The sequence below is a fragment of the Amycolatopsis sp. NPDC050768 genome, from assembly GCF_040654155.1.
Lineage (GTDB): Bacteria > Actinomycetota > Actinomycetes > Mycobacteriales > Pseudonocardiaceae > Amycolatopsis.
On record NZ_JBFAHL010000011.1, the window covers coordinates 35,994 to 53,204 of the forward strand.

23 protein-coding genes are annotated in these 17,211 nt (G+C 71.0%); 9 read left to right on the top strand and 14 right to left on the bottom strand.

Annotation, left to right across the window (positions count from 1 at the left end; all coding sequences use genetic code 11):
* Positions 1-25: 25 nt before the first annotated feature.
* Positions 26-565: a sigma-70 family RNA polymerase sigma factor gene (locus tag AB0H62_RS29515; RefSeq protein WP_220243543.1), complete on the top strand. Its 540-nt coding sequence runs from the start codon at positions 26-28 to the stop codon at positions 563-565.
* The gene (locus AB0H62_RS29520) at positions 566-1,291 is read left to right on the top strand and encodes a zf-HC2 domain-containing protein (protein WP_360589564.1); all 726 of its coding nucleotides are present in this window, start codon (positions 566-568) and stop codon (positions 1,289-1,291) included.
* Between the two features lie 128 nt (positions 1,292-1,419).
* Here the strand turns inward: AB0H62_RS29520 and infA are convergent, their stop codons facing one another.
* The 5 genes from infA to AB0H62_RS29545 all read right to left on the bottom strand — a co-directional run bounded on the left by infA (position 1,420) and on the right by AB0H62_RS29545 (position 4,834).
* Positions 1,420-1,641: a translation initiation factor IF-1 gene (infA, locus tag AB0H62_RS29525; RefSeq protein ID WP_220243541.1), complete on the bottom strand. Its 222-nt coding sequence runs from the start codon at positions 1,639-1,641 to the stop codon at positions 1,420-1,422.
* Positions 1,631-2,419, bottom strand: a complete 789-nt coding sequence (locus AB0H62_RS29530; RefSeq protein WP_220243540.1) for a GNAT family N-acetyltransferase — start codon at positions 2,417-2,419, stop codon at positions 1,631-1,633. Before AB0H62_RS29530 ends, infA begins: the two co-directional genes overlap by 11 nt.
* Before the next feature lie 188 nt (positions 2,420-2,607).
* Positions 2,608-3,288, bottom strand: a complete 681-nt coding sequence (locus AB0H62_RS29535; protein WP_360589566.1) for a prolyl oligopeptidase family serine peptidase — start codon at positions 3,286-3,288, stop codon at positions 2,608-2,610.
* Entirely contained in the window at positions 3,285-3,410 is a 126-nt protein-coding gene (locus AB0H62_RS29540; RefSeq protein WP_360589568.1) for a hypothetical protein, read from the bottom strand. The genes AB0H62_RS29535 and AB0H62_RS29540 overlap by 4 nt, the downstream gene beginning before the upstream one ends.
* The gene (locus AB0H62_RS29545) at positions 3,407-4,834 is read right to left on the bottom strand and encodes an FGGY-family carbohydrate kinase (RefSeq protein ID WP_360589570.1); all 1,428 of its coding nucleotides are present in this window, start codon (positions 4,832-4,834) and stop codon (positions 3,407-3,409) included. Before AB0H62_RS29545 ends, AB0H62_RS29540 begins: the two co-directional genes overlap by 4 nt.
* Positions 4,835-5,212: 378 nt before the next feature.
* Between AB0H62_RS29545 and AB0H62_RS29550 the strand changes: the two genes are divergently transcribed.
* Together AB0H62_RS29550 and AB0H62_RS29555 are read left to right on the top strand one after the other, a co-directional pair.
* Positions 5,213-5,413, top strand: coding sequence for a hypothetical protein (locus tag AB0H62_RS29550; RefSeq protein WP_220243537.1), 201 nt, complete (start codon positions 5,213-5,215; stop codon positions 5,411-5,413).
* 22 nt (positions 5,414-5,435) lie between these two features.
* The gene (locus AB0H62_RS29555) at positions 5,436-6,248 is read left to right on the top strand and encodes a class I SAM-dependent methyltransferase (protein WP_220243536.1); all 813 of its coding nucleotides are present in this window, start codon (positions 5,436-5,438) and stop codon (positions 6,246-6,248) included.
* Here the strand turns inward: AB0H62_RS29555 and AB0H62_RS29560 are convergent.
* From AB0H62_RS29560 to AB0H62_RS29575, 4 genes are all read right to left on the bottom strand, one after another.
* Positions 6,232-7,752, bottom strand: coding sequence for an FAD-dependent monooxygenase (locus tag AB0H62_RS29560; RefSeq protein ID WP_220243535.1), 1,521 nt, complete (start codon positions 7,750-7,752; stop codon positions 6,232-6,234). The genes AB0H62_RS29555 and AB0H62_RS29560 overlap by 17 nt on opposite strands.
* 34 nt (positions 7,753-7,786) lie before the next feature.
* Positions 7,787-8,398 (bottom strand): TetR family transcriptional regulator, encoded by a 612-nt coding sequence (locus tag AB0H62_RS29565; protein WP_220243534.1) that lies wholly within the window; start codon positions 8,396-8,398, stop codon positions 7,787-7,789.
* A 106-nt stretch (positions 8,399-8,504) separates the two neighbouring features.
* Complete coding sequence (locus AB0H62_RS29570; RefSeq protein ID WP_220243533.1) at positions 8,505-8,681, bottom strand: CsbD family protein; 177 nt, start codon at positions 8,679-8,681, stop codon at positions 8,505-8,507.
* A gap of 63 nt (positions 8,682-8,744) precedes the next feature.
* Positions 8,745-9,305 carry an NAD(P)H-dependent oxidoreductase gene (locus AB0H62_RS29575; protein WP_220243532.1) on the bottom strand — a complete coding sequence of 187 codons (561 nt, stop codon included), beginning with the start codon at positions 9,303-9,305 and terminating at the stop codon, positions 8,745-8,747.
* 168 nt (positions 9,306-9,473) lie between these two features.
* Here AB0H62_RS29575 and AB0H62_RS29580 point away from each other — a divergent pair, with 168 nt between their 5' ends.
* Positions 9,474-10,976 carry an amidohydrolase family protein gene (locus AB0H62_RS29580; protein ID WP_220243531.1) on the top strand — a complete coding sequence of 501 codons (1,503 nt, stop codon included), beginning with the start codon at positions 9,474-9,476 and terminating at the stop codon, positions 10,974-10,976.
* 1 nt (position 10,977) lies between these two features.
* Here the strand turns inward: AB0H62_RS29580 and AB0H62_RS29585 are convergent, their stop codons facing one another.
* Together AB0H62_RS29585 and AB0H62_RS29590 are read right to left on the bottom strand one after the other, a co-directional pair.
* The gene (locus tag AB0H62_RS29585) at positions 10,978-11,124 is read right to left on the bottom strand and encodes a hypothetical protein (RefSeq protein ID WP_220243530.1); all 147 of its coding nucleotides are present in this window, start codon (positions 11,122-11,124) and stop codon (positions 10,978-10,980) included.
* A gap of 99 nt (positions 11,125-11,223) precedes the next feature.
* Positions 11,224-11,388, bottom strand: a complete 165-nt coding sequence (locus AB0H62_RS29590; protein ID WP_360589575.1) for a hypothetical protein — start codon at positions 11,386-11,388, stop codon at positions 11,224-11,226.
* A gap of 313 nt (positions 11,389-11,701) precedes the next feature.
* Between AB0H62_RS29590 and AB0H62_RS29595 the strand changes: the two genes are divergently transcribed.
* The 4 genes from AB0H62_RS29595 (at position 11,702) to AB0H62_RS29610 (ending at position 13,786) form a co-directional block, all read left to right on the top strand.
* The gene (locus AB0H62_RS29595; RefSeq protein WP_220243528.1) at positions 11,702-11,911 is read left to right on the top strand and encodes a TOBE domain-containing protein; all 210 of its coding nucleotides are present in this window, start codon (positions 11,702-11,704) and stop codon (positions 11,909-11,911) included.
* Between the two features lie 89 nt (positions 11,912-12,000).
* A complete protein-coding gene (locus AB0H62_RS29600) occupies positions 12,001-12,504 on the top strand; it encodes a MarR family winged helix-turn-helix transcriptional regulator (RefSeq protein ID WP_220243527.1) in 504 nt (167 codons plus the stop codon).
* The gene (locus tag AB0H62_RS29605) at positions 12,501-12,950 is read left to right on the top strand and encodes a hypothetical protein (RefSeq protein ID WP_360589578.1); all 450 of its coding nucleotides are present in this window, start codon (positions 12,501-12,503) and stop codon (positions 12,948-12,950) included. The genes AB0H62_RS29600 and AB0H62_RS29605 overlap by 4 nt, the downstream gene beginning before the upstream one ends.
* Positions 12,951-13,066: 116 nt before the next feature.
* A complete protein-coding gene (locus AB0H62_RS29610; protein WP_360589580.1) occupies positions 13,067-13,786 on the top strand; it encodes a hypothetical protein in 720 nt (239 codons plus the stop codon).
* 6 nt (positions 13,787-13,792) lie between these two features.
* On the opposite strand, the gene AB0H62_RS29615 is transcribed toward AB0H62_RS29610, so the two are convergent.
* From AB0H62_RS29615 to pdhA, 3 genes are read right to left on the bottom strand one after another with little or no spacing between them, the layout of a single operon-like run.
* Positions 13,793-15,046 carry a dihydrolipoamide acetyltransferase family protein gene (locus AB0H62_RS29615; protein ID WP_360589582.1) on the bottom strand — a complete coding sequence of 418 codons (1,254 nt, stop codon included), beginning with the start codon at positions 15,044-15,046 and terminating at the stop codon, positions 13,793-13,795.
* Positions 15,046-16,092 carry an alpha-ketoacid dehydrogenase subunit beta gene (locus tag AB0H62_RS29620; RefSeq protein WP_360589584.1) on the bottom strand — a complete coding sequence of 349 codons (1,047 nt, stop codon included), beginning with the start codon at positions 16,090-16,092 and terminating at the stop codon, positions 15,046-15,048. Before AB0H62_RS29620 ends, AB0H62_RS29615 begins: the two co-directional genes overlap by 1 nt.
* The gene (pdhA, locus tag AB0H62_RS29625; RefSeq protein ID WP_360589586.1) at positions 16,089-17,192 is read right to left on the bottom strand and encodes a pyruvate dehydrogenase (acetyl-transferring) E1 component subunit alpha; all 1,104 of its coding nucleotides are present in this window, start codon (positions 17,190-17,192) and stop codon (positions 16,089-16,091) included. The genes AB0H62_RS29620 and pdhA overlap by 4 nt, the downstream gene beginning before the upstream one ends.
* Positions 17,193-17,211: the final 19 nt, after the last annotated feature.

Genomic DNA, 17,211 nt, shown 5'->3' on the forward strand with positions numbered 1-17,211 from the left:
GCCGGTTCGGGGAGGGTGGTCCGGAATGGCCGGGTTGAGGACTCGTCACCGCCAACAGGTGGCCGACGAGGCGCTCGTCCGCTCGTTGTTCGAGGAGCATGGAAAGGCGATGCTCGCCTACGCCACGAGACTCCTCAACGACCGCGCGGCCGCCGAGGACGTGGTGCAGGAGGCCCTGGTGCGCGCCTGGCGCAACCCGGACAGCCTCGTCAACGGCAAGGGTTCCGTGCGCGGCTGGCTGCTGACCGTCGTCCGCAACCTGGTGATCGACAAAGTCCGCGCGCGTGACGCGCGTCCGGCGGAGGTCGCGGAGTCGCCCACGACCGTGCCGGTGGAGCACGACCACGCCGACCACGTCGTGGACTCGATGGTGGTCCTGTCGGCGCTCGAGGGCCTCTCGCCCGAGCACCGCGAAGTCCTGGAACAGATGTACCTGCACGGCCGTACGGTGACCGAGGCCGCCGAGCAGCTGGGAATCCCGGCGGGCACGGTGAAATCCCGCTCGTACTACGGTTTACGGGCATTGCGGGAGAAGTTCGCGGATCAGCGGGTGGGGGCGGCGTAGATGAGTGGGTTCAGCGACTTCCCCGACCACGCGGACCTCGCCGGCTACGTCGCCGGTGACGTCTCCGCGGAGGAGAAGCAGACGATTGAGACGCACCTCGCCGGCTGCGCGGACTGCCGCGCGGAGGTCGAGTCGCTGCGCGAGATGCAGGAGTTCCTGGGCGAAGTGCCGCCCGAGGCACTGCTCGACGGCCCGCCCGAGGGCGGCGACCTGCTGCTGCAGCGCACGCTGCGCCAGGTGCGTTCGGAAGCGCGCAGCTCGGCCGGCCGTGGCCGGTTCCTGGCCGCGACGGCCGCCGTCGTGGTCGCCGCCGCCGCGATGGGCGTCGGTGTCGTGGTGGGCAAGGCGGGTTCGCCCGCGGGCCCGGCCGTCGCCGTTCCGCCGCCGCCCGCGCCCGTGCCGACGACCGCGTCCAGCACCGTGCCCGGCACCAAGTTCCTCAGCGGCACCTCGGGCGAAACGCGGCTCACCGCGAGCATCGTCCCGGCCGCAGGCTGGGTTCGCGTCGAGGCCGCCGTGACGGGCATTCCGGCGGGCGAGAAGTGCCGCCTGATCGTGGTCAGCAAGAACGGCGACCGCGAAATCGCCGGTGGCTGGCTCGTGTCCCAGAAGGCTGTCCACGACGGTGCGGACCTCAACGGTTCCGCCCTCGTCGACCCCTCTCAGGTCGCTTCGATCGTGGTCGAGAATACCGAGGGCCGCCAGTTCGTGGAAGCGAACGTCTGACCTTCGGGCGCTTCCTGCCCCGGTCGGTGGTGTGTTCGGGCAAACCGGGGCAGGGAGTCCACTTCGGACGGTCCCGCGGCGGCCGGCGCACCGAGGTGCACCAGCTCGCCGACAGGAACGTCCCGGCCCTAGTTCCGGTACCGGAACAGGATCCGACCCCGGCTCAGGTCGTACGGGCTCAGCTCCACCAGGACCCGGTCGTACGGCACGATCTTGATGAAGTTCTTCCTGATCTTGCCGCTGATGTGGGCGAGCACGTGGTGCCCGTTCGACAGCTCGACCTTGAACCGGGCGTCGCGCAGGCACTCCACCACGGTTCCCTCGACTTCGATCCCGCCCTTACCGGCCATGGCGCACCAGCTCCAAGGTGCTGTTCGCCCGCCGGGCGCCGATGCTCTCGAACAACGCCGTCGCCGCTTCGTTGGCCTCGTTCACCTCGGCCGACGCCGCCTCGATCCCCGCCCGGTGCAGGACGCCGAGCGAGTGGGCCAGCAGCGCGCGGGCGATGCCACGGCGCCGCCGGGCAGTGCGGACGGCGACCAGCCCGATCCGGGGCAGGCGCGTCATCTGGACGACCCGGACCAGGCCCACGTACTCGCCGTCTTCGGCTGCCACGGCATACCTCGCCGGGTCCACAATGGTGTCGCCGGGCCGGACCAGTACCTCGGCCGGCATCTCCTGCCAGCCGACGCTCGCTTCGACCTCGGCGCGGACGACGCGGTCCACCTCCCGAAGCGGGCCGTCTTCGACGGTCCCGGCGGGTACGAGGGTGACGCCCGGTGGTGGGAGCGCCGGCCCGGTGACACGCGGATCGGTGGGCACGACGTACTCCCACTCGCGCCGCCGGATCGTCAAGCCGGCCTGGCGCCAGGCGGCCAGCAGTTCGTGGTCGGTTTCGTCGACCACCGTGTGGAGCGGTTCCGGCAGGGTCGTGAGCATCGTGTGGACGAGCTGGTCGAAAACCGAGCGGTGCCAGGCGTCGACGCTGAGGAAGACCCGCCCGTCGGGGCGCGTGGTGGCCTCGGCGCGGCCGGTGACCCGGTCGTCGTCCAGCGCGTGCCACAGCCTCGGTGCGACGTGGGTGATCTTCACCGCGGGTTCGCCCGCGGTGAAACGCAGAGTGTTCATGGTGGTCACCTTTCGGGAATGCCTGATCAAGGCGCTCCCGGCAACCCCTACGTCAGTCGCCCGACCGTGACGACGAGGGGAGCACCCACATCGAAACAGCGTTCATGGGTCTCACCTCCCGGTGTCGAGTCACGGTCCCCGGAACGATAGCGGTGCGGCGTCGTCGTGCCCACCGATTTTGTCGCCGCTCAGTCGAAGCGGGTGGTGAGCCAGGTGCGGGCGTGCTGCCAGGGGTCGTCGGCGGGGTCGATCACGCGGAAGTGGTCCACGCCGGGGAGTTCGATGAAGGTGACGTCGTCGCCGGCTTTTCGGGCGGCTTCGACGTAAACGCGGCTGTGGTCGACGGGCACGCGGACGTCGGCGTCGCCGTGGAGGATCAGCTGGGGCACGCCGATCGGCAGGCACGTGAGGGGCGAGGCGGCCGGGTCGGGGGACGGCAGGAACAGGCGGGCGGCGCCCTCGCCGAGGCCTTCGGCGGCGCTGCGGGGGACGTCGGTGATGGGGGCGAGGCCGATGACGGCGGACGGTTTCACGGACGTCGCGGCAAGGAGGGCAAGGTGACCGCCCGCGGAGTGGCCGACCGCGATCGTCGGCAGGTCCTCGGCAACGGGCACCGCGGCCATGGCGGCGAGGACGTCGTCGAGGGTCTGGGGCCAGCCGCCGGTGTCGCCGTCGATGCGGCGGTACTCGAGGTTCGCGACGAGCCAGCCGGCGGCGACGAGGTCGTCGGCGAGCGCGTCCATCAGGTGCAGGTCGCGCTGGGCGCGCCACCAGCCGCCGTGGAGCAGGAAAGCCGTGCCGCGCACGGGGTTGTCGCCGTGCAGCTCGACGAACTGGCTGGGTTCGCCGCCGTAGCGGATCGTCCTCATTCCTCCATTACATCAGGGTCGCGGGGCGGGAAGCCGATGATCGCGGCGAGCACCTCGTAGTCCGGGGCCGGCTGTTCTTCGTCCATGCCGGAGGACACGGACCCGACGTGGTGCTGGTTCACCGCAGCAGCTCGTGCACCTTCGCGAGCCCCTCGTACGAAGCGCGGTACGCCTCGTACAGCCGCGTCAGGTCCGTCTGCGGCTCGAACACGCGCTCAACGGCGACGGTCGCGGCGGCCGCCGTCTCGACGTCCGGCTGCAGCCCCACGCCGACGGCCCCCAGCAGCGCGGCCCCGAGCGCGGCGCTGTCGTGCACCCGGAGGCGTTCGACGGGGCGGCCGAGCACGTCGGCGTGCAGCTGCGTCCACAGGTCGCTGCGCGCGCCGCCGCCGGAGAACGTGAGGGAGGGCAGCCGGAAGCCGCACGCCTGCTCCACGTGCTCCAGCACGTGCCGCGCGGAGAACGCGACGCCCGTCAGCACCGCGCGCGAGAGGTCCGCGCGCGTCGCCGACGAGGTCAGCCCGAGGAAGCTGCCCCGCACGTCGGCGTCCCACAGGGGCGCGCGTTCGCCCTGCAGGTACGGCGTGAAGACGATCCCGGCCGCACCGTCGGCCGCTGAATCGAACACTTCGGGCACGGTCTGTCCCGACGCCTGGGCCCACCACCTGACGGCCTCGCCCGCGGCCTGCGTCGGACCGGCGTGGACGTAGAGGTCGCCGCGCGGCGGGAACGTCACGATGCCCTGCTGAGTGGCGCGGTGACGCGACGCACCCGCGACGACCAGCGACGTGCCGCACGAGATCATGCCGCGGCCCGGCTCCGTCGTGCGCGTGCCGAAAACCGCGCCGAACGCGTCCATCGTCCCCACGACGACGGGCGCGCCGTTGAGTTGTTTTGCCGGCCCCAACGGAGTTTCGGGCTCGAGGAGCTCCGGCAGCCGTTCACCCAGCCCGTCGACGAGGGCGACGGCCTCGGGCAGATAACCCTGGGCGCCCGCGATCCGGACGCCGGACAGCTTGTCCGTGGCCACGCGGCCGGTGAGGCGTGCACCGATGAAGTCCTTGGGGCTCAGGATCCACCGCGCCCGCGCCCACTTGTCCGGTTCGTGCTCCGCGAACCACGCCGCCCGCGCCCCGACGAACGACGCGTCCAGCGCCACCGGGCCGCCCCAGATCCGCAGCTTGTCCTCGGGGGTGAACCGCGCGTCCAGCTCCCGCGCGACGTCGGCGCACCGCTGGTCCTGCCAGATCACGGCGGGCGTCAGCGGGGTGAGGTCTTGCTTTACGAGCAGGTGCGTGTTGACCTGGCTCACGATCCCCGCCCCGCGCACGACGACGTCGGGCACTTCGGCGAGGACGGCGCTGATCGCGGTGATGCAGCCGCGCCACCAGTCCTCGGGGTCCTGCTCCGCCCAGCCGGGCCGCGGCCGGGTGATCGGGTAGGCCTCGCTGTGCACCGCGCGCGCCCGGCCGTCTGTGCCGAACGCGGCGACTTTCACGGCGGTTGTGCCGATGTCGATGCCCAGGACCACCTGGTTGTCGTTCATGGGGAGAGATGTATCAAATCCCGCTGTGGTCGTCTGATGGGGACACTCGTTGGAGGATGCGGGGTTGTTCGTTGTGAGGGGTGGTGTCTGGTCTGGCCGGGTTGTGTGCGTGTGATCGGTCGCCTGCCAGGTCCTCGCCGTCGGCGGCGGCGATCTCCACGTGGGGCGTCGAGGGACCGGCGACGACTTTGTCGGCGACGGGACTCCTGGTCGCAGGGAACGCACCGGGGCGAATCTTCGGCCGGCCCGGTGTGCTCCTGATTCCGGCACCAGGTGAGCGCCCTTCGCCCGGCGCTGTCTTCCGGCCCAGACAGCCCGCGACGGCCAGACAGCCCCCGCCTCTCCCTGGGGTTCGAACCCGTTGCGTGGGAACAGATCGTGGTCGATTTCGCCGCGCCGCCGGAACAAGTGTGGGGCACGTGCTGCGAGACGCTCTACCCCGCCTCGACGCTGGACGACGCGCACCTCGCCGAACTGCGCGCCGAGTTCGCCGAGGCGACGCGCGGGCTGGTGACCGCAGACGGGATCCTGCCCGCGGCCGTGCCGCTCAACATCGCCCGAACGCGCCTGGCGGAGTGACGATTCGCGCTAACGTCTCGCCATGACGTCCGCCGAGGAGTTCCTGCGCAGCTACCATGACGCCCGCCCGGACGCCGCGTCCGAGCTGGCCGGGCGCGGGCGCGTGACGGGCGACGGGCGGACCGTGTACGAGGTGTTCGCAGACCGCGTCAGCACAGCCAAGGCCGTGCTCGACCTCGGCTGCGGTGACGGCGCGCTGCTCGCCGAACTCGGCAGCCGTGGGGTGCCGAAGCTGGCGGGCGTCGACCTTTCGCCCGGGCAGCTGGCGTCGGCCGGGCGCCGGCCCGAGCTGGCCGAAGCCGATCTGCGCGAAGGGCGGGCGCAGAAGCTGCCGTTCGAGGACGGCGAGTTCGACACGGTGGTGTCGTTCATGGCGTTGATGCTCATGGCCGACGTCGAGCAGGTCGTCGCCGAGGCCGCCCGGGTGCTGGCCCCGGGCGGCACGCTGGCGATCGGCGTCGGTGGTGGCGGGCGGGAGGCGATGGAGATCTTCCTCAAGGTCGCGCGGCCGCTGTTCGCCGTGGTGCCGGAGGAACGCCGGGTGCCGGCGGCCGGCGATCCTCGGACCCGTACGCGCGAAGGTCTGGACGAGCTGCTCGGCCCGGCCGGCTTCGAACCCGTCGCGTGGGACCGGATGGTCGTCGATTTCGGCGGCACGCCCGACGAGGTCTGGCAAACCTGCCACGACACCTACTACCAGATGGTCACCCTCGACGACACGCACCGGAAGGGCCTGCGCACCGCGTTCACCGTGGCCACGCGCAACCTGGTGACGCCCGAGGGCCGGCTGGCCGCGTCGGCGTGTGTCGACGTGGCCGTCACGCGGTTGCGGTGACGGCGCCGAACCAGCGAGCCAACGCCTGCTGCAGACCGGCCACGTCGGGTTCGGGATCGGACGATGCCCAAGCGACGTAGCCGTCCGGGCGAATCAGCAACGCGGTCGCTTCGATCGACGCGGCGGTGAGGGACACCGTGTCGACGCGGTCCTGAAAATCGGCTACGGCGGAGGCGAGCGAGGCGTCCGCGGTGAGGTCGACCAGGACCGGCCGCGCCGCGAGGTACGCCTTGGCGAGGGCGTCCGAAGACAGGTCCGGTGCCCAGCGGCCGACGAGCGGGTGCGGGTCGTCGCCGTAGCGGATGTCCGCGCCGGACAACAGATCCGCGAGGTGCTGGGTCACGTCCTGGTAGTCGAGGAGCTCGTCGAACAGCTCGCGCAGCGCCGTGATCTCCGGGCCGGGCGCGGTCAGTGCGCCCTGTGCCTGCGTGTGCATCACGACGCGGCGGCTGACCGGCCGGCGCTCGGCGTCGTAGGTGTCGAGGAGGCCTGCCGGTGCCCAGCCGTGGACCTCGGCGGCGAGTTTCCACGCCAGGTTCACGGCGTCCTGCAGCCCCAGGTTCAGGCCCGGCCCGCCGATCGCGGAGTGCACGTGGGCGGAGTCGCCGACCAGGAGCACGCGGCCGGCGCGGAACGTCGACGCCAGCCGCGTGTTGCCGCTGGACACCCGGCGCAGCTGGTGCGGCCCGGGGCCCGTCGGCGCGTCGAGCGGCAGATCGACGCCGAGGACTCGGCGGACGCTGGCGCGAAGCTCGTCGAGCGTCGGCGGTACTTCGTCGGGTGTTTTGGGACGGTCGCGTTCGGACGAAGCGATCAGCGGCGCCGCGTTCGGGAACGGGGCGAACACGAACAGGCCCGTCTCCGTGCGGAAGTGGCGAAACGGCGGGATGACGCCGATGCCGTCGAGGCGCAGGCCGCCGGTCGCGGGGTCGCGCAGCGAGTCCGGCACACTCGCGTGCCCGGAGTACGAAACGGCGTTGTCCCGTGTGACACCGGGGAAATCGATGCCGGCGAGCTTGCGGACGGTGCTTCGTCCGCCGTCGGCGCCGACCAGGAATCGGGTGTCCATAGTGTACTCGCCGGCGGGGCCGGTCACGGTGACGCGCACCGAGCCGTCCTGCTCGAAGCCGGTCACCGAGTGCCCGCGACGGATCTCCACGCCCAGCTCGATCGCCCGTTCCTCGAGTGCGCGTTCCAGCTCGCGCTGGGGAATCGGCAGGACGTAAACGGGATTGACCGGCAACCGCGCGAGGTCGAGGGGGAACGCGCCGAACATGTACTGCGGCGCGGGTGCCGGCTCGGCCTGGCCGGTGAGCCGATCGTAGAGGCCACGGCGGTGCAGCAGCCGCACGACCTGGCCGACGAGCCCGTTGGCACGCTGCTCCTCCCCGCGTTCCGTGAGCCGTTCCAGTACGAGCGGCCGGACTCCGGCCAGGCTGAGTTCGCACGCCAGCATGAGCCCGTTGGGCCCACCGCCGGCGATCACAACGTCGATCGCGGGCATGGTTTCTCCTTGGCGGATCGGAAAAGCTGGGAGATCAGGGAAGTGAGACGGTTACCGCGCCCAAAGCGGTGCGCAGCACCGAGCCGAAGGAAACGGGTGGTTCGGCTTGCAGCCAGTGGACCGTCGCCGCGCGGATCGCGCCGCCGGCGGCGGTGGCGACTAGCACGGGGTAGAGGTCGTGGTCGACGTCGGTGCCGGTTCGGTCGGCGATCGCCTGCGCGAGTGCGATCTCGGCTGCGGCATTGGCTTTCTGGAACTCGCCCTGCAACGCGGGTTCGGCCACCATCAGCTGCACACCCTGCGTCCACAGTGGATCCGGAGTGCGCTCGGCGTGGTCGGCGCCGTCGGCCTCGAACCGGGCGAGCGCGGCTTCGGTGATGGCTGTCCACAGCGGTTCGTCGGCCGGCCGCGCGCGCAGCAGGTCGGCGATGCCCTGGGCGCGGTCGTGGTGCCGGGCCGCGATGGCCTCGGCCTTGCTGGAGAAGTAGTTGTTCACGGTGCGCGGCGAAACGCCGGCCTCGGTGGCGATGTCCTCGATGGTCACGTGCGCCAGACCGCGTTCGACGGCGAGCCGGATCGCGGCCCAGGAGATCGCTGAGCGCGTTTCCTGGCGGCGCCGTTCACGCAGGCTCGGTCGTTCGATCATGCCCCCAAGCTAGCGCAAACTTGCGCATCACGCAAAGTCTGCGTAATGCGCAAGTTCGGTGGGTACAGAAAAGCCCAGGGTCACGTGACCCTGGGCTTTCCCGAACTCAGTCCTTGACGCCCTTCACGGCGTCCTTGACCTTGTCGGCGGCCTGCTTCAAGTTGCTCTTGCCCTGCTCCGCCTTGCCTTCGGCCTGCCACTGCTCGTTGCCGGTGGCGTCGCCGACGGCCTCCTTGGCTCGGCCCTTGAGCTCTTCCGCCTTGTTCTCGGCCTTGTCGGTCATGGTGTCGCCTCCCTTGTCGGCTGCCCACCGGCTACCCGGCTTCGGGGAAGCCAAACACGGGACTCAGGCGTTGCGAAGGCCGGCGAGCGCGTTGCTCCACGCCTCGACCTGGTCGAGCGTGGTGTTGAGGTAGCCGGTGTGCATCTCGGCCGGCTTGAACGTCGACATGTTCTCGAAGTCGGTGAACAGCGACAGCGCGACCTGGCTCGTCACGTGGGCGACCTGCAGGTTGCTCAGCACGAGGCGCAGCTGCTCCACGGCGCGAACACCCTGGTTGGCCCCGTAGCTGATGAAGCCGGCGGCCTTGTTGTTCCACTCGGCGCCCAGGAAGTCGATGGCGTTCTTCAGCGGGCCCGGGATGGCGTGGTTGTACTCCGCGGTCACGAAGACGTAGCCGTCGAACTCGGCGATCTTCTCGGCCCAGCGCTTGGTGTGCGCCTGCGCGTACTGGCCCATGGCCGGCGGCAGCGGCTCGTCGAGGTGCGGGAGCTCGTAGTCGAGGAGGTCGAGGAGCTCGTACTCGGCGGTGCCGCGCTGCTTCGCGATGTCGAGGGCCCACTTCGCCACGGCTTCGCCGTTGCGGCCCGGACGGGTGCTGCCGAGGATGATCGCAATCTTGGTCATGTCCGACTTTCCTGGTTCGAGGGGACGGTCATCGGATCAGTCGCACTGGTCAGGGCTTGATCCAGAGGTGTTTGATGACGCGTCCGCAATTTAGTCTCAGCTCTGCGGACGTGTCAACAAACCGGGGGTGAGGGCCATTCCCACGGCCGGGTGAATCAGCAGTACCTTGTGCGTGCCGTCGCCCACTCCCAGGAGCGAATCGTGACCACTTCACAGGACAGCTATCCGCTCGTGATCAGCGGCGGCCGCGTGCTCGACCCAGAGAGCGGCTTCGACGCGGTGGCCGACGTCGGGATCACCGGCGGCACCGTAAGTGTGGTATCCGCAACACCGCTTCGCGGCGAGCAGACGATCGACGCGACCGGCCTCGTAGTCGCGCCCGGGTTCGTCGATCTGCACAGCCACGGCCAGGCGATTCCCGAGCAACGGCTGCAGGCGCTCGACGGCGTCACCACGGCGCTGGAGCTGGAGGCCGGCATCACGCCGGTCGGCGCGGCGTACGCGCGGGCCGCCGCGGAGGGTCGGCCGATCAACTATGGCTACTCGACGTCGTGGGCGCTGGCGCGCATGGCCGTGCTCGCGGGCGCGCCGCTCGACGGCCCGCCCGACACGGTGCTCACGCACCTGGGCGTGCCCGCGTGGCGCGCCGAGGCGTCGGCGGCCGAGCGTGCGCGGATCTTTGAGCACCTGTCCCGGGACTTGGCCGACGGCGCGCTGGGCATCGGCGTGCTCGCCGGCTACGCGCCGCACCTCGACCCGGCCGAGTTCGTCGCCGTGGCGGAGCTGGCCGCCGAGGCCGGGCTGCCCGCGTTCACGCACGCGCGCCCGCTCGTGGAAGCCGACCCGGACGTGCCCGTCGACGGCGCCGAGGAGATCGCGCGCGTCGCGGGGCAAACCGGCGTGCACCTGCACTATTGCCACGTGAACAGCACGTCGGGGCGCCAGGTCGACCGCGTGCTCGGGCTCGTGGAGCGCTGCCGGATGGAAGGCGCCGAGGTGACCACCGAGGCCTATCCCTACGGCGCCGGCTCGACGGCCATCGGCGCGGCGTTCCTGGCCCCGGAAGTCCTGGCGCGCCAAGGCATCCGGCCCGACTCGCTCGTGCTCGTCGGCACGGGGGAGCGCATCGCGGACGCCGCGCGCCTCGCCGAGGTCCGTGCGAGCACGCCGGGCGCGCTCGCGCTGCTGCACTTCCTTGACGAGGACGACCCGGCGCTGGAGCGCGCCCTGCTCTTCGAAGGCACCGCCATCGCGAGCGACGCCATGCCGCTGACGTGGACGGGTGGGCGGCCGGACCCCCTGACGTGGCCGCTGCCGCCGGGTGCGCTCGGCCACCCGCGTGGCGCGGGCACCTTCTCTCGCGCCATCCGCCGGCTCTACCGCGAAAGCGGGAAGCTGACGTTGTCCGAAGCGGTCGCGCGCTGCTCGCTGCTGCCCGCGCAGGTCCTGGACGAAGCCGTGCCTGCCCTGCGGCGCAAGGGCCGCCTGCGCGCCGGCAGCGATGCCGACGTGGTGGCGTTCGACCCCGCGCGGATCGCCGACCAGGCGTCCTATGTGGACGGAACGCGACCCTCGGTGGGGATCGAGCACGTGCTCGTGAACGGCACCCCGGTGGTCCGCGCCGGCTCCATCGTGCCCGACGCATTGCCCGGCAAGCCTGTTCGCGCCTGACTCAGGCGGCTTTGTTCCTGCGCAACGCCACCGTGGTGGCGATCGTGGCCGCCGCGAGCACGAGGAACACGATCGCGGCCCCCGTCCGGTCCAGCGTCAGGTTCCCGAAGAAGCCGATCAGCAGCGCAACGGTGAGGGGCGCCCACATGGCGGGTGGTCCTTTCTCGCGGTAATGCTTGTCAAAGCTAAGCTTTACCGTACGACGGACCGGGTGTTTTGCGCATGATCAAGTCGCGCAAGGAAAACGTCAATTCCTGATCAGTGCCGCCCGCCACGGTTCGGGTACTGGACCGGAATACTCGACACGTTCGGCGCCGGTGAACGTCGCCAGCTCCGCGATCGCGCGCCGGACAGCGGTACCCGCGCGGGCCGGCGCGCCGGGTTCGGCGTAGACGCCTTCGAGTTCGAGCACCCCGCGCCCGCGATCCATCCGCGGGGCGACGCGGCCGATCAGACGATCGCCGTGGAGGCGGGGGCTTGTCCGGTGGTGGAAGGCTCGCGGCGCGGGTTGGGGGCCGCGAGAGCGCGACACGCGGGCGGTGAAATTCACAGGGGAATGCGGGTGCTGCTCGGCGGGGGCGCTGGGCGTGCAAGTGCGGTGTCAAGGGGATGAGTGGTGCCGCAGGTCAGTTCGGCGGGTGATCGGAGCGGCGACGGAGACGGTGGAAAAGGGTTACTGTGGCGGCGTTGTCGCACTTCCACACACCGCACAAAGGACTGTCCACATGCGTCTGTCAACCCGCAACCAGCTCGTCGGCACCGTGTCGGCCGTGAAGCCCGGCGCGGTCATGACCGTGGTCACGGTCCAGCTCGACGGCGGCCAGTCCGTCACCGCCTCGATCACCAAGGACGCCGCCGAGGAGTTGGAGCTCGAGGTCGGCAAGCCGGTGACCGCGCTGGTGAAGTCGACGGAGGTCATGCTCGGCGTCGAGTGACCCTTCGGTAGCTGCCGGCCCGGGCCCGCTGACCAGCGGGTTCGGGCTTTTTGGTGCCCGGGGCCGATGGTGCGTGCTAGGGTCGTTTCATGCCGCAACGAAATGAAAGAGCTGATCTGGCCCGCGCGGTCATGGAGCTCATCGACGCCGGCCACCGCCGGATCTCGCGGCACCTCGACCTGACCCGGGTGCGCGTGCTGGGCACCGTCGCGGCACGGCAGCCCGTGCGGCCGAACGCGATCGCGGCCGAGCTGGGGCTGACGGCGTCGGCGACCAGCCGGCACCTGGCTGCACTGGAGGAAGCCGGGCAGATTGCGGTGGAGCCGGACCCGGTGGACTCGCGGACGTTCCTGGTGCGGCAGACCGAAAGCGGCCGCGCCGACGCCGAGGCCACGGTCGCCGTCGGGGCGGCGGTGTTCGCCGACGTGATCTCCGACTGGTCGGACGAAGACGTCGCAAAAGCGCGGGAGTTGATCACCCGGCTGAACCAGGCCTGGGCGACGCGCGGTGACGCGGCGTCGGCGGCTCAGCGAGGGGCTGGGCCGCGGTGGCGGAGGAAGCGGCAACCGATCGAGGGGGAGGATCAAGAATGACTGCGATAGCTCCGGCCCGAGTGCCCACCGTCGTTCAAGTTTCGCGGGTGCTGCTGGTCATCGTGGCAGTGGGCCACGTCGTGGTGCCGCTGGTGATGTGGGCGCGGGAAGCGGTGCTGCGCAACGAGATCGTGGCCGCGCATCCGGAGTTCGGTGCGGCCGAGGTGGCGCGCTCGGCCGACATCGCGGTCGGGTCGGCGGTGGTGTTCCACGTGGTGCTGCTGGTGTTGTGCCTGGTGCCGGCGTGGAAGCTGGGCATCGGGCGGCCGTGGGTGCGCCGGCTGGTCACCGTCTCGCAGCCGCTGGGGTTGGTGTTCAGCGTGTTCTCGTGGTCGTCCTCGGCGATGTTCCACGCGGTCATCCCGGTGGTCGGGGTGCTGCAGATTGCCTCCGTGGTCCTGTTGTGGGTGCCGGCGGGCCGGGAGTTCTTCGCCGGTCGCCGGTAGCGAAGAGTGACCCCTTCCAGTTCGGAGGGGGTTGACAAGAACTAAGACGACCGGTCATATTCATCGAGTGGCGCGGGAGCCGCGCCACCCAGGGACCGGATCGGAGTGAACGGACAATGAGCGACTTGCTGGACATCGCCGTCGAGGCGCACGGTGGGCTGAAGCGCTGGAACGAGCTCAACAGCGTGACCGCGCACCTGAGCAACGGCGGGGTCGTGTTCCCGCTGAAGGGCCAAGCCGGGCTGCTCGACGACATCACCGTCCGCGTCGACCTGCACCGACAGTTCACGAGCCACGCGCCGTTCGGCGGGCCCGGGCTGCGCACGGCGTTCCGCGGTGAGCACGTGGCGATCGAGAACGAGGCCGGCGAAGTCGTGGAGGAGCGGGACAACACCCGCGCGTCCTTCGCCGGCCACACGTTGGAGTCGCAGTGGGACCGGCTGCAGACGGCGTACTTCGCGGGCTACGCGATGTGGACCTACCTGACCACGCCGTTCACGCTCACGCGCCCCGGCTTCCGCACCGAGGAGCTCGAGCCGTGGCAGGAGGACGGCGAGACGTGGCGCCGCCTGCGTGTGGAGTTCCCCGACGACCTCACCACGCACAACAAGGTGCAGACCTTCTACCTCGACGCCGATGGCCTCATCCGCCGCCACGACTACGACGCCGAGGTGGTCGCCGGCGGCCTCGCGGCGCACTACTCCTCGGAGCACCGCGAGGTCGACGGCATCGTGGTTCCGACCAAGCGCCGCGTCTACCCCGTCGGGGAGGACGGCAGGCCGGTCCCGGAACCGCTGCTGGTGTCGATCGACCTCAGTGAGATCACGTTCGCCTGAGGAACGCTACAAGCCGCGCAGGAGCCGCAGCGGTGATTCCACGCAGTCCGCGATGAAGCGCAGGAACCCGCCCGCCGTGCCGCCGTCGCAGACGCGGTGGTCGAACGCCAGCGTCAGCTCGGTGATCTTGCGCGGCACGACCTGGCCGTCGACGATCCACGGGCGGTCGATGATCCGGCCGATCCCGAGGATCGCGACCTCGGGGTGGTTGATGATGGCGGCGGAACCGTCGACGCCGAACACGCCGTAGTTGTTGATGGTGAACGTGCCGCCCGTGAGCTCGGCGGGGGCGAGCGAGCTGGAGCGGGCCCGCTCGGTGCGCTCGGCGAGAGCGCCGGAGAGCTGTTCCACGGACAGATCGTGCGCGCCGGGCACGACGGGGACCACGAGGCCGCGGTCGGTCTGCGCGGCGAACCCGAGGTACACGGCCGAGGGGATCACGATCTCGTCGCCGTCGAGGTGCGCGTTGAGCTCGGGGAAGCGACGCAGGCCTTCGACGGTGAACTTGGCCAGCAGCGCGAGCAGGCTGATCTTCGGGGCTGCGGCGTCGGCGTTGAGGGCGGCGCGGGTTTCGAGCAGGGCCGTCGCGTCGACGTCGACCCACACCGTGGCCTCGGGAATCTCGCGGCGCGAGCGGGTGAGCTTGTCGGCGACGGTCTTGCGGACGCCGCGCAACGGGATCCGGCGTTCGTCAGAGGTGGCAGGAACAACAGGCTCGACGGTCGCCGCGATTGCTCGCTCGACGTCGGCCCGGCTGATGATCCCGTCGGTACCCGAACCGGCGAGCGCGTGAATGTCCACACCGGACTGCTTGGCGAGCTTCCGCACCAGCGGTGACACCACGCGCAAGCGCTCGTTCACCGGCCGCGGCGCAGACGCGACCGCAGCCTCGGGACGCCGAGTGCCCCGAGCACGACGGGTCCGCCGCGCCTGAGCCGTGCCGGTGCCGTACCCGATCAGGACATTGCCACTGCCCTCCGAAGAAACAGGCGTAGGCGTCACCACTCCAGGCTCGAGAAACGCCGGCGCCTCCTCCACCGTGATCAGCGGACTTCCGACGGTCAGCACGTCGCCGGCCGCGCCGTGCAGCGTCGCGACGCGGCCCGCGAACGGCACCGGTACCTCGACGCTCGCCTTGGCCGTCTCGACCTCCACCACCGTCTGGTCGACGGTCACGGTGTCGCCCACCGTCACGTGCCACGCGACGATCTCGGCCTCCGTCAGGCCCTCGCCCAGGTCGGGCAGTTTGAAGACGGCCATCACGCACCTCCGCCCGCGAGCGGGGTCGCGTCGTCCCACTGCAGCCGCTCGATCGCGTCGAGCACTCGGTCGACGTTCGGCAGGTGGTGCTTCTCCAGGTTCGGGGCGGGGTAAGGGATGTCGAACCCGCCGACGCGCAGCACGGGCGCCTCCAGGTGGTGGAAGCACGTCTCCGACAGCTGGGCCGCGACCTCGGCGCCATAGCCGCAGAACCGGCTCGCCTCGTGCACCACGACCGCACGCCCGGTGCGCCGGACCGAAGCGGCGACCGTCTCGAGGTCGAACGGCGCGAGGCTGCGCAGGTCGATCACCTCCGCGCTGTAGCCCTCTTCCTCGGCCGCCGCGGCGGCTTCCAGGGTGGTGCCGAGGGCGCCGCCGTAGGAGATCAGCGTGACGTCGGTGCCGGGGCGCCGGACGACCGCGCGGTCCAGAGTGGACGATCGGTGGTCGAGCCGCGCGGTCTCCTTCTCCCAGTACCGCCGCTTGGGCTCCAGGAAGATCACCGGGTCCGGGCTGTCGATCGCCTGGCGCAGCAGCGCGTATGCGTCGGCAGGTGAAGCCGGCGTGACGACGCGCAGGCCCGCCGTGTGCGTGTAGTAGACCTCGGAGGAGTCGCAATGGTGCTCGACGCCGCCGATGCCGCCGCCGTAGGGGATCCGGATCACGATGGGCAGCTCGACGGCGCCGCGCGTGCGGTTGCGCAGCTTGGCGAGGTGGCTGGTGATCTGCTCGAACGCCGGGTAGGCGAACGCGTCGAACTGCATCTCCACCACGGGCCGCAGGCCGTTCATCGCCATGCCGATGGCCGTGCCGACGATGCCCGACTCGGCGAGCGGGGTGTCGAACACGCGCGTCTCGCCGAAGCGGGCGGCGAGCCCGTCGGTGACGCGGAAGACGCCGCCGAGCGTGCCGACGTCCTCCCCGAACACGAGCACGCGCTCGTCCTCGGCCAGCGCGTCGGCCAGGGCGCGGTTGAGCGCGCCCGCCATGGTGACGGTGTCCGGTTCGGCAGAAGCGTCCGAAGTGGACTCCAGGGTCGCGGTCATTCTTCGGCTCCGAAGGAGAGTTCGGCGGTGAGGTCTTCGGCCTGGCGGCGCAACGCGGCCGTCGGCTCGGCGTACACGTGGCGGAACAGGTCCGCCGGGTCGAGCACCGTGTCCACGTTCATTCGCTCGCGCAACGACGCGGCTTCGGCCTCGGCGCGTACGGCGATTTCCTCGCGCGCCACGTCGTCGAGCAGGCCGCGGTCGGTGAGGTAACGCTCGAGCCGCGCGATCGGGTCGCGGGTGAGCCAGGCCTCGACCTCGACGCGGTCGCGGTAGCGCGTGGCGTCGTCGGCGTTGGTGTGCGACTCGATGCGGTAGGTGAGGGCCTCGATCAACGTCGGCCCGCCGCCCGCAGCGGCGCGCGCGACGGCCTGCTCCACCACGGCGTGCACGGCGGCCGCGTCGTTGCCGTCCACCAGCACCGACGGCATGCCGTAGCCCACGCCCTTGTGCGCGAGCGAAGGCGCCGCGGTCTGCTTCGAGAGCGGGACGCTGATGGCGTAACCGTTGTTCTGCACCAGGAACACCACCGGCGACTGCCACACGGCCGCGAAGTTCAGCGCCTCGTGGGTGTCGCCCTCGCTGGTGGCGCCGTCGCCGAGCAGCACGAGCGCGACGGTGTCCTCGCCCTTGGTCTTGGCGGCGTGCGCGAACCCGACAGCGTGCAGCGTGTTCGTGGCCAGCGGCGTGCACTGGGGCGCGACGTTGGCGCGGTACGGGTCATAGCCGCAGTGCCAGTCGCCGCGCAGCAGCGTGAGCACCTCGACCGGGTCGACGCCGCGCGCGACCACGGCCATCGAGTCGCGGTAGGTCGGGAAGAGCCAGTCCTGCGGACGCAGCGCGAGGATCGAGCCGATCTCGCCGGCCTCCTGGCCGCGCGCGGACGGGTACACGGCGAGGCGGCCCTGCTTGGTCAGGGCGGTGGCCTGCGCGTCGAAGCGGCGGCCCGACACCATCGCGCGGTGCAGGCGCAGCAGCACGTCGTCGGCAGGCATCTCCAGGGCGGCGTCGGCGACGGGTGCGCCGTCGGCGGTGATGAGGCCCAGGGGCTCGTCGCTCGGGAGGAAGAACGACGCGGCGGTGCGTTCCGTGGTGGTCACCGGCAGCTCCGATCGACGG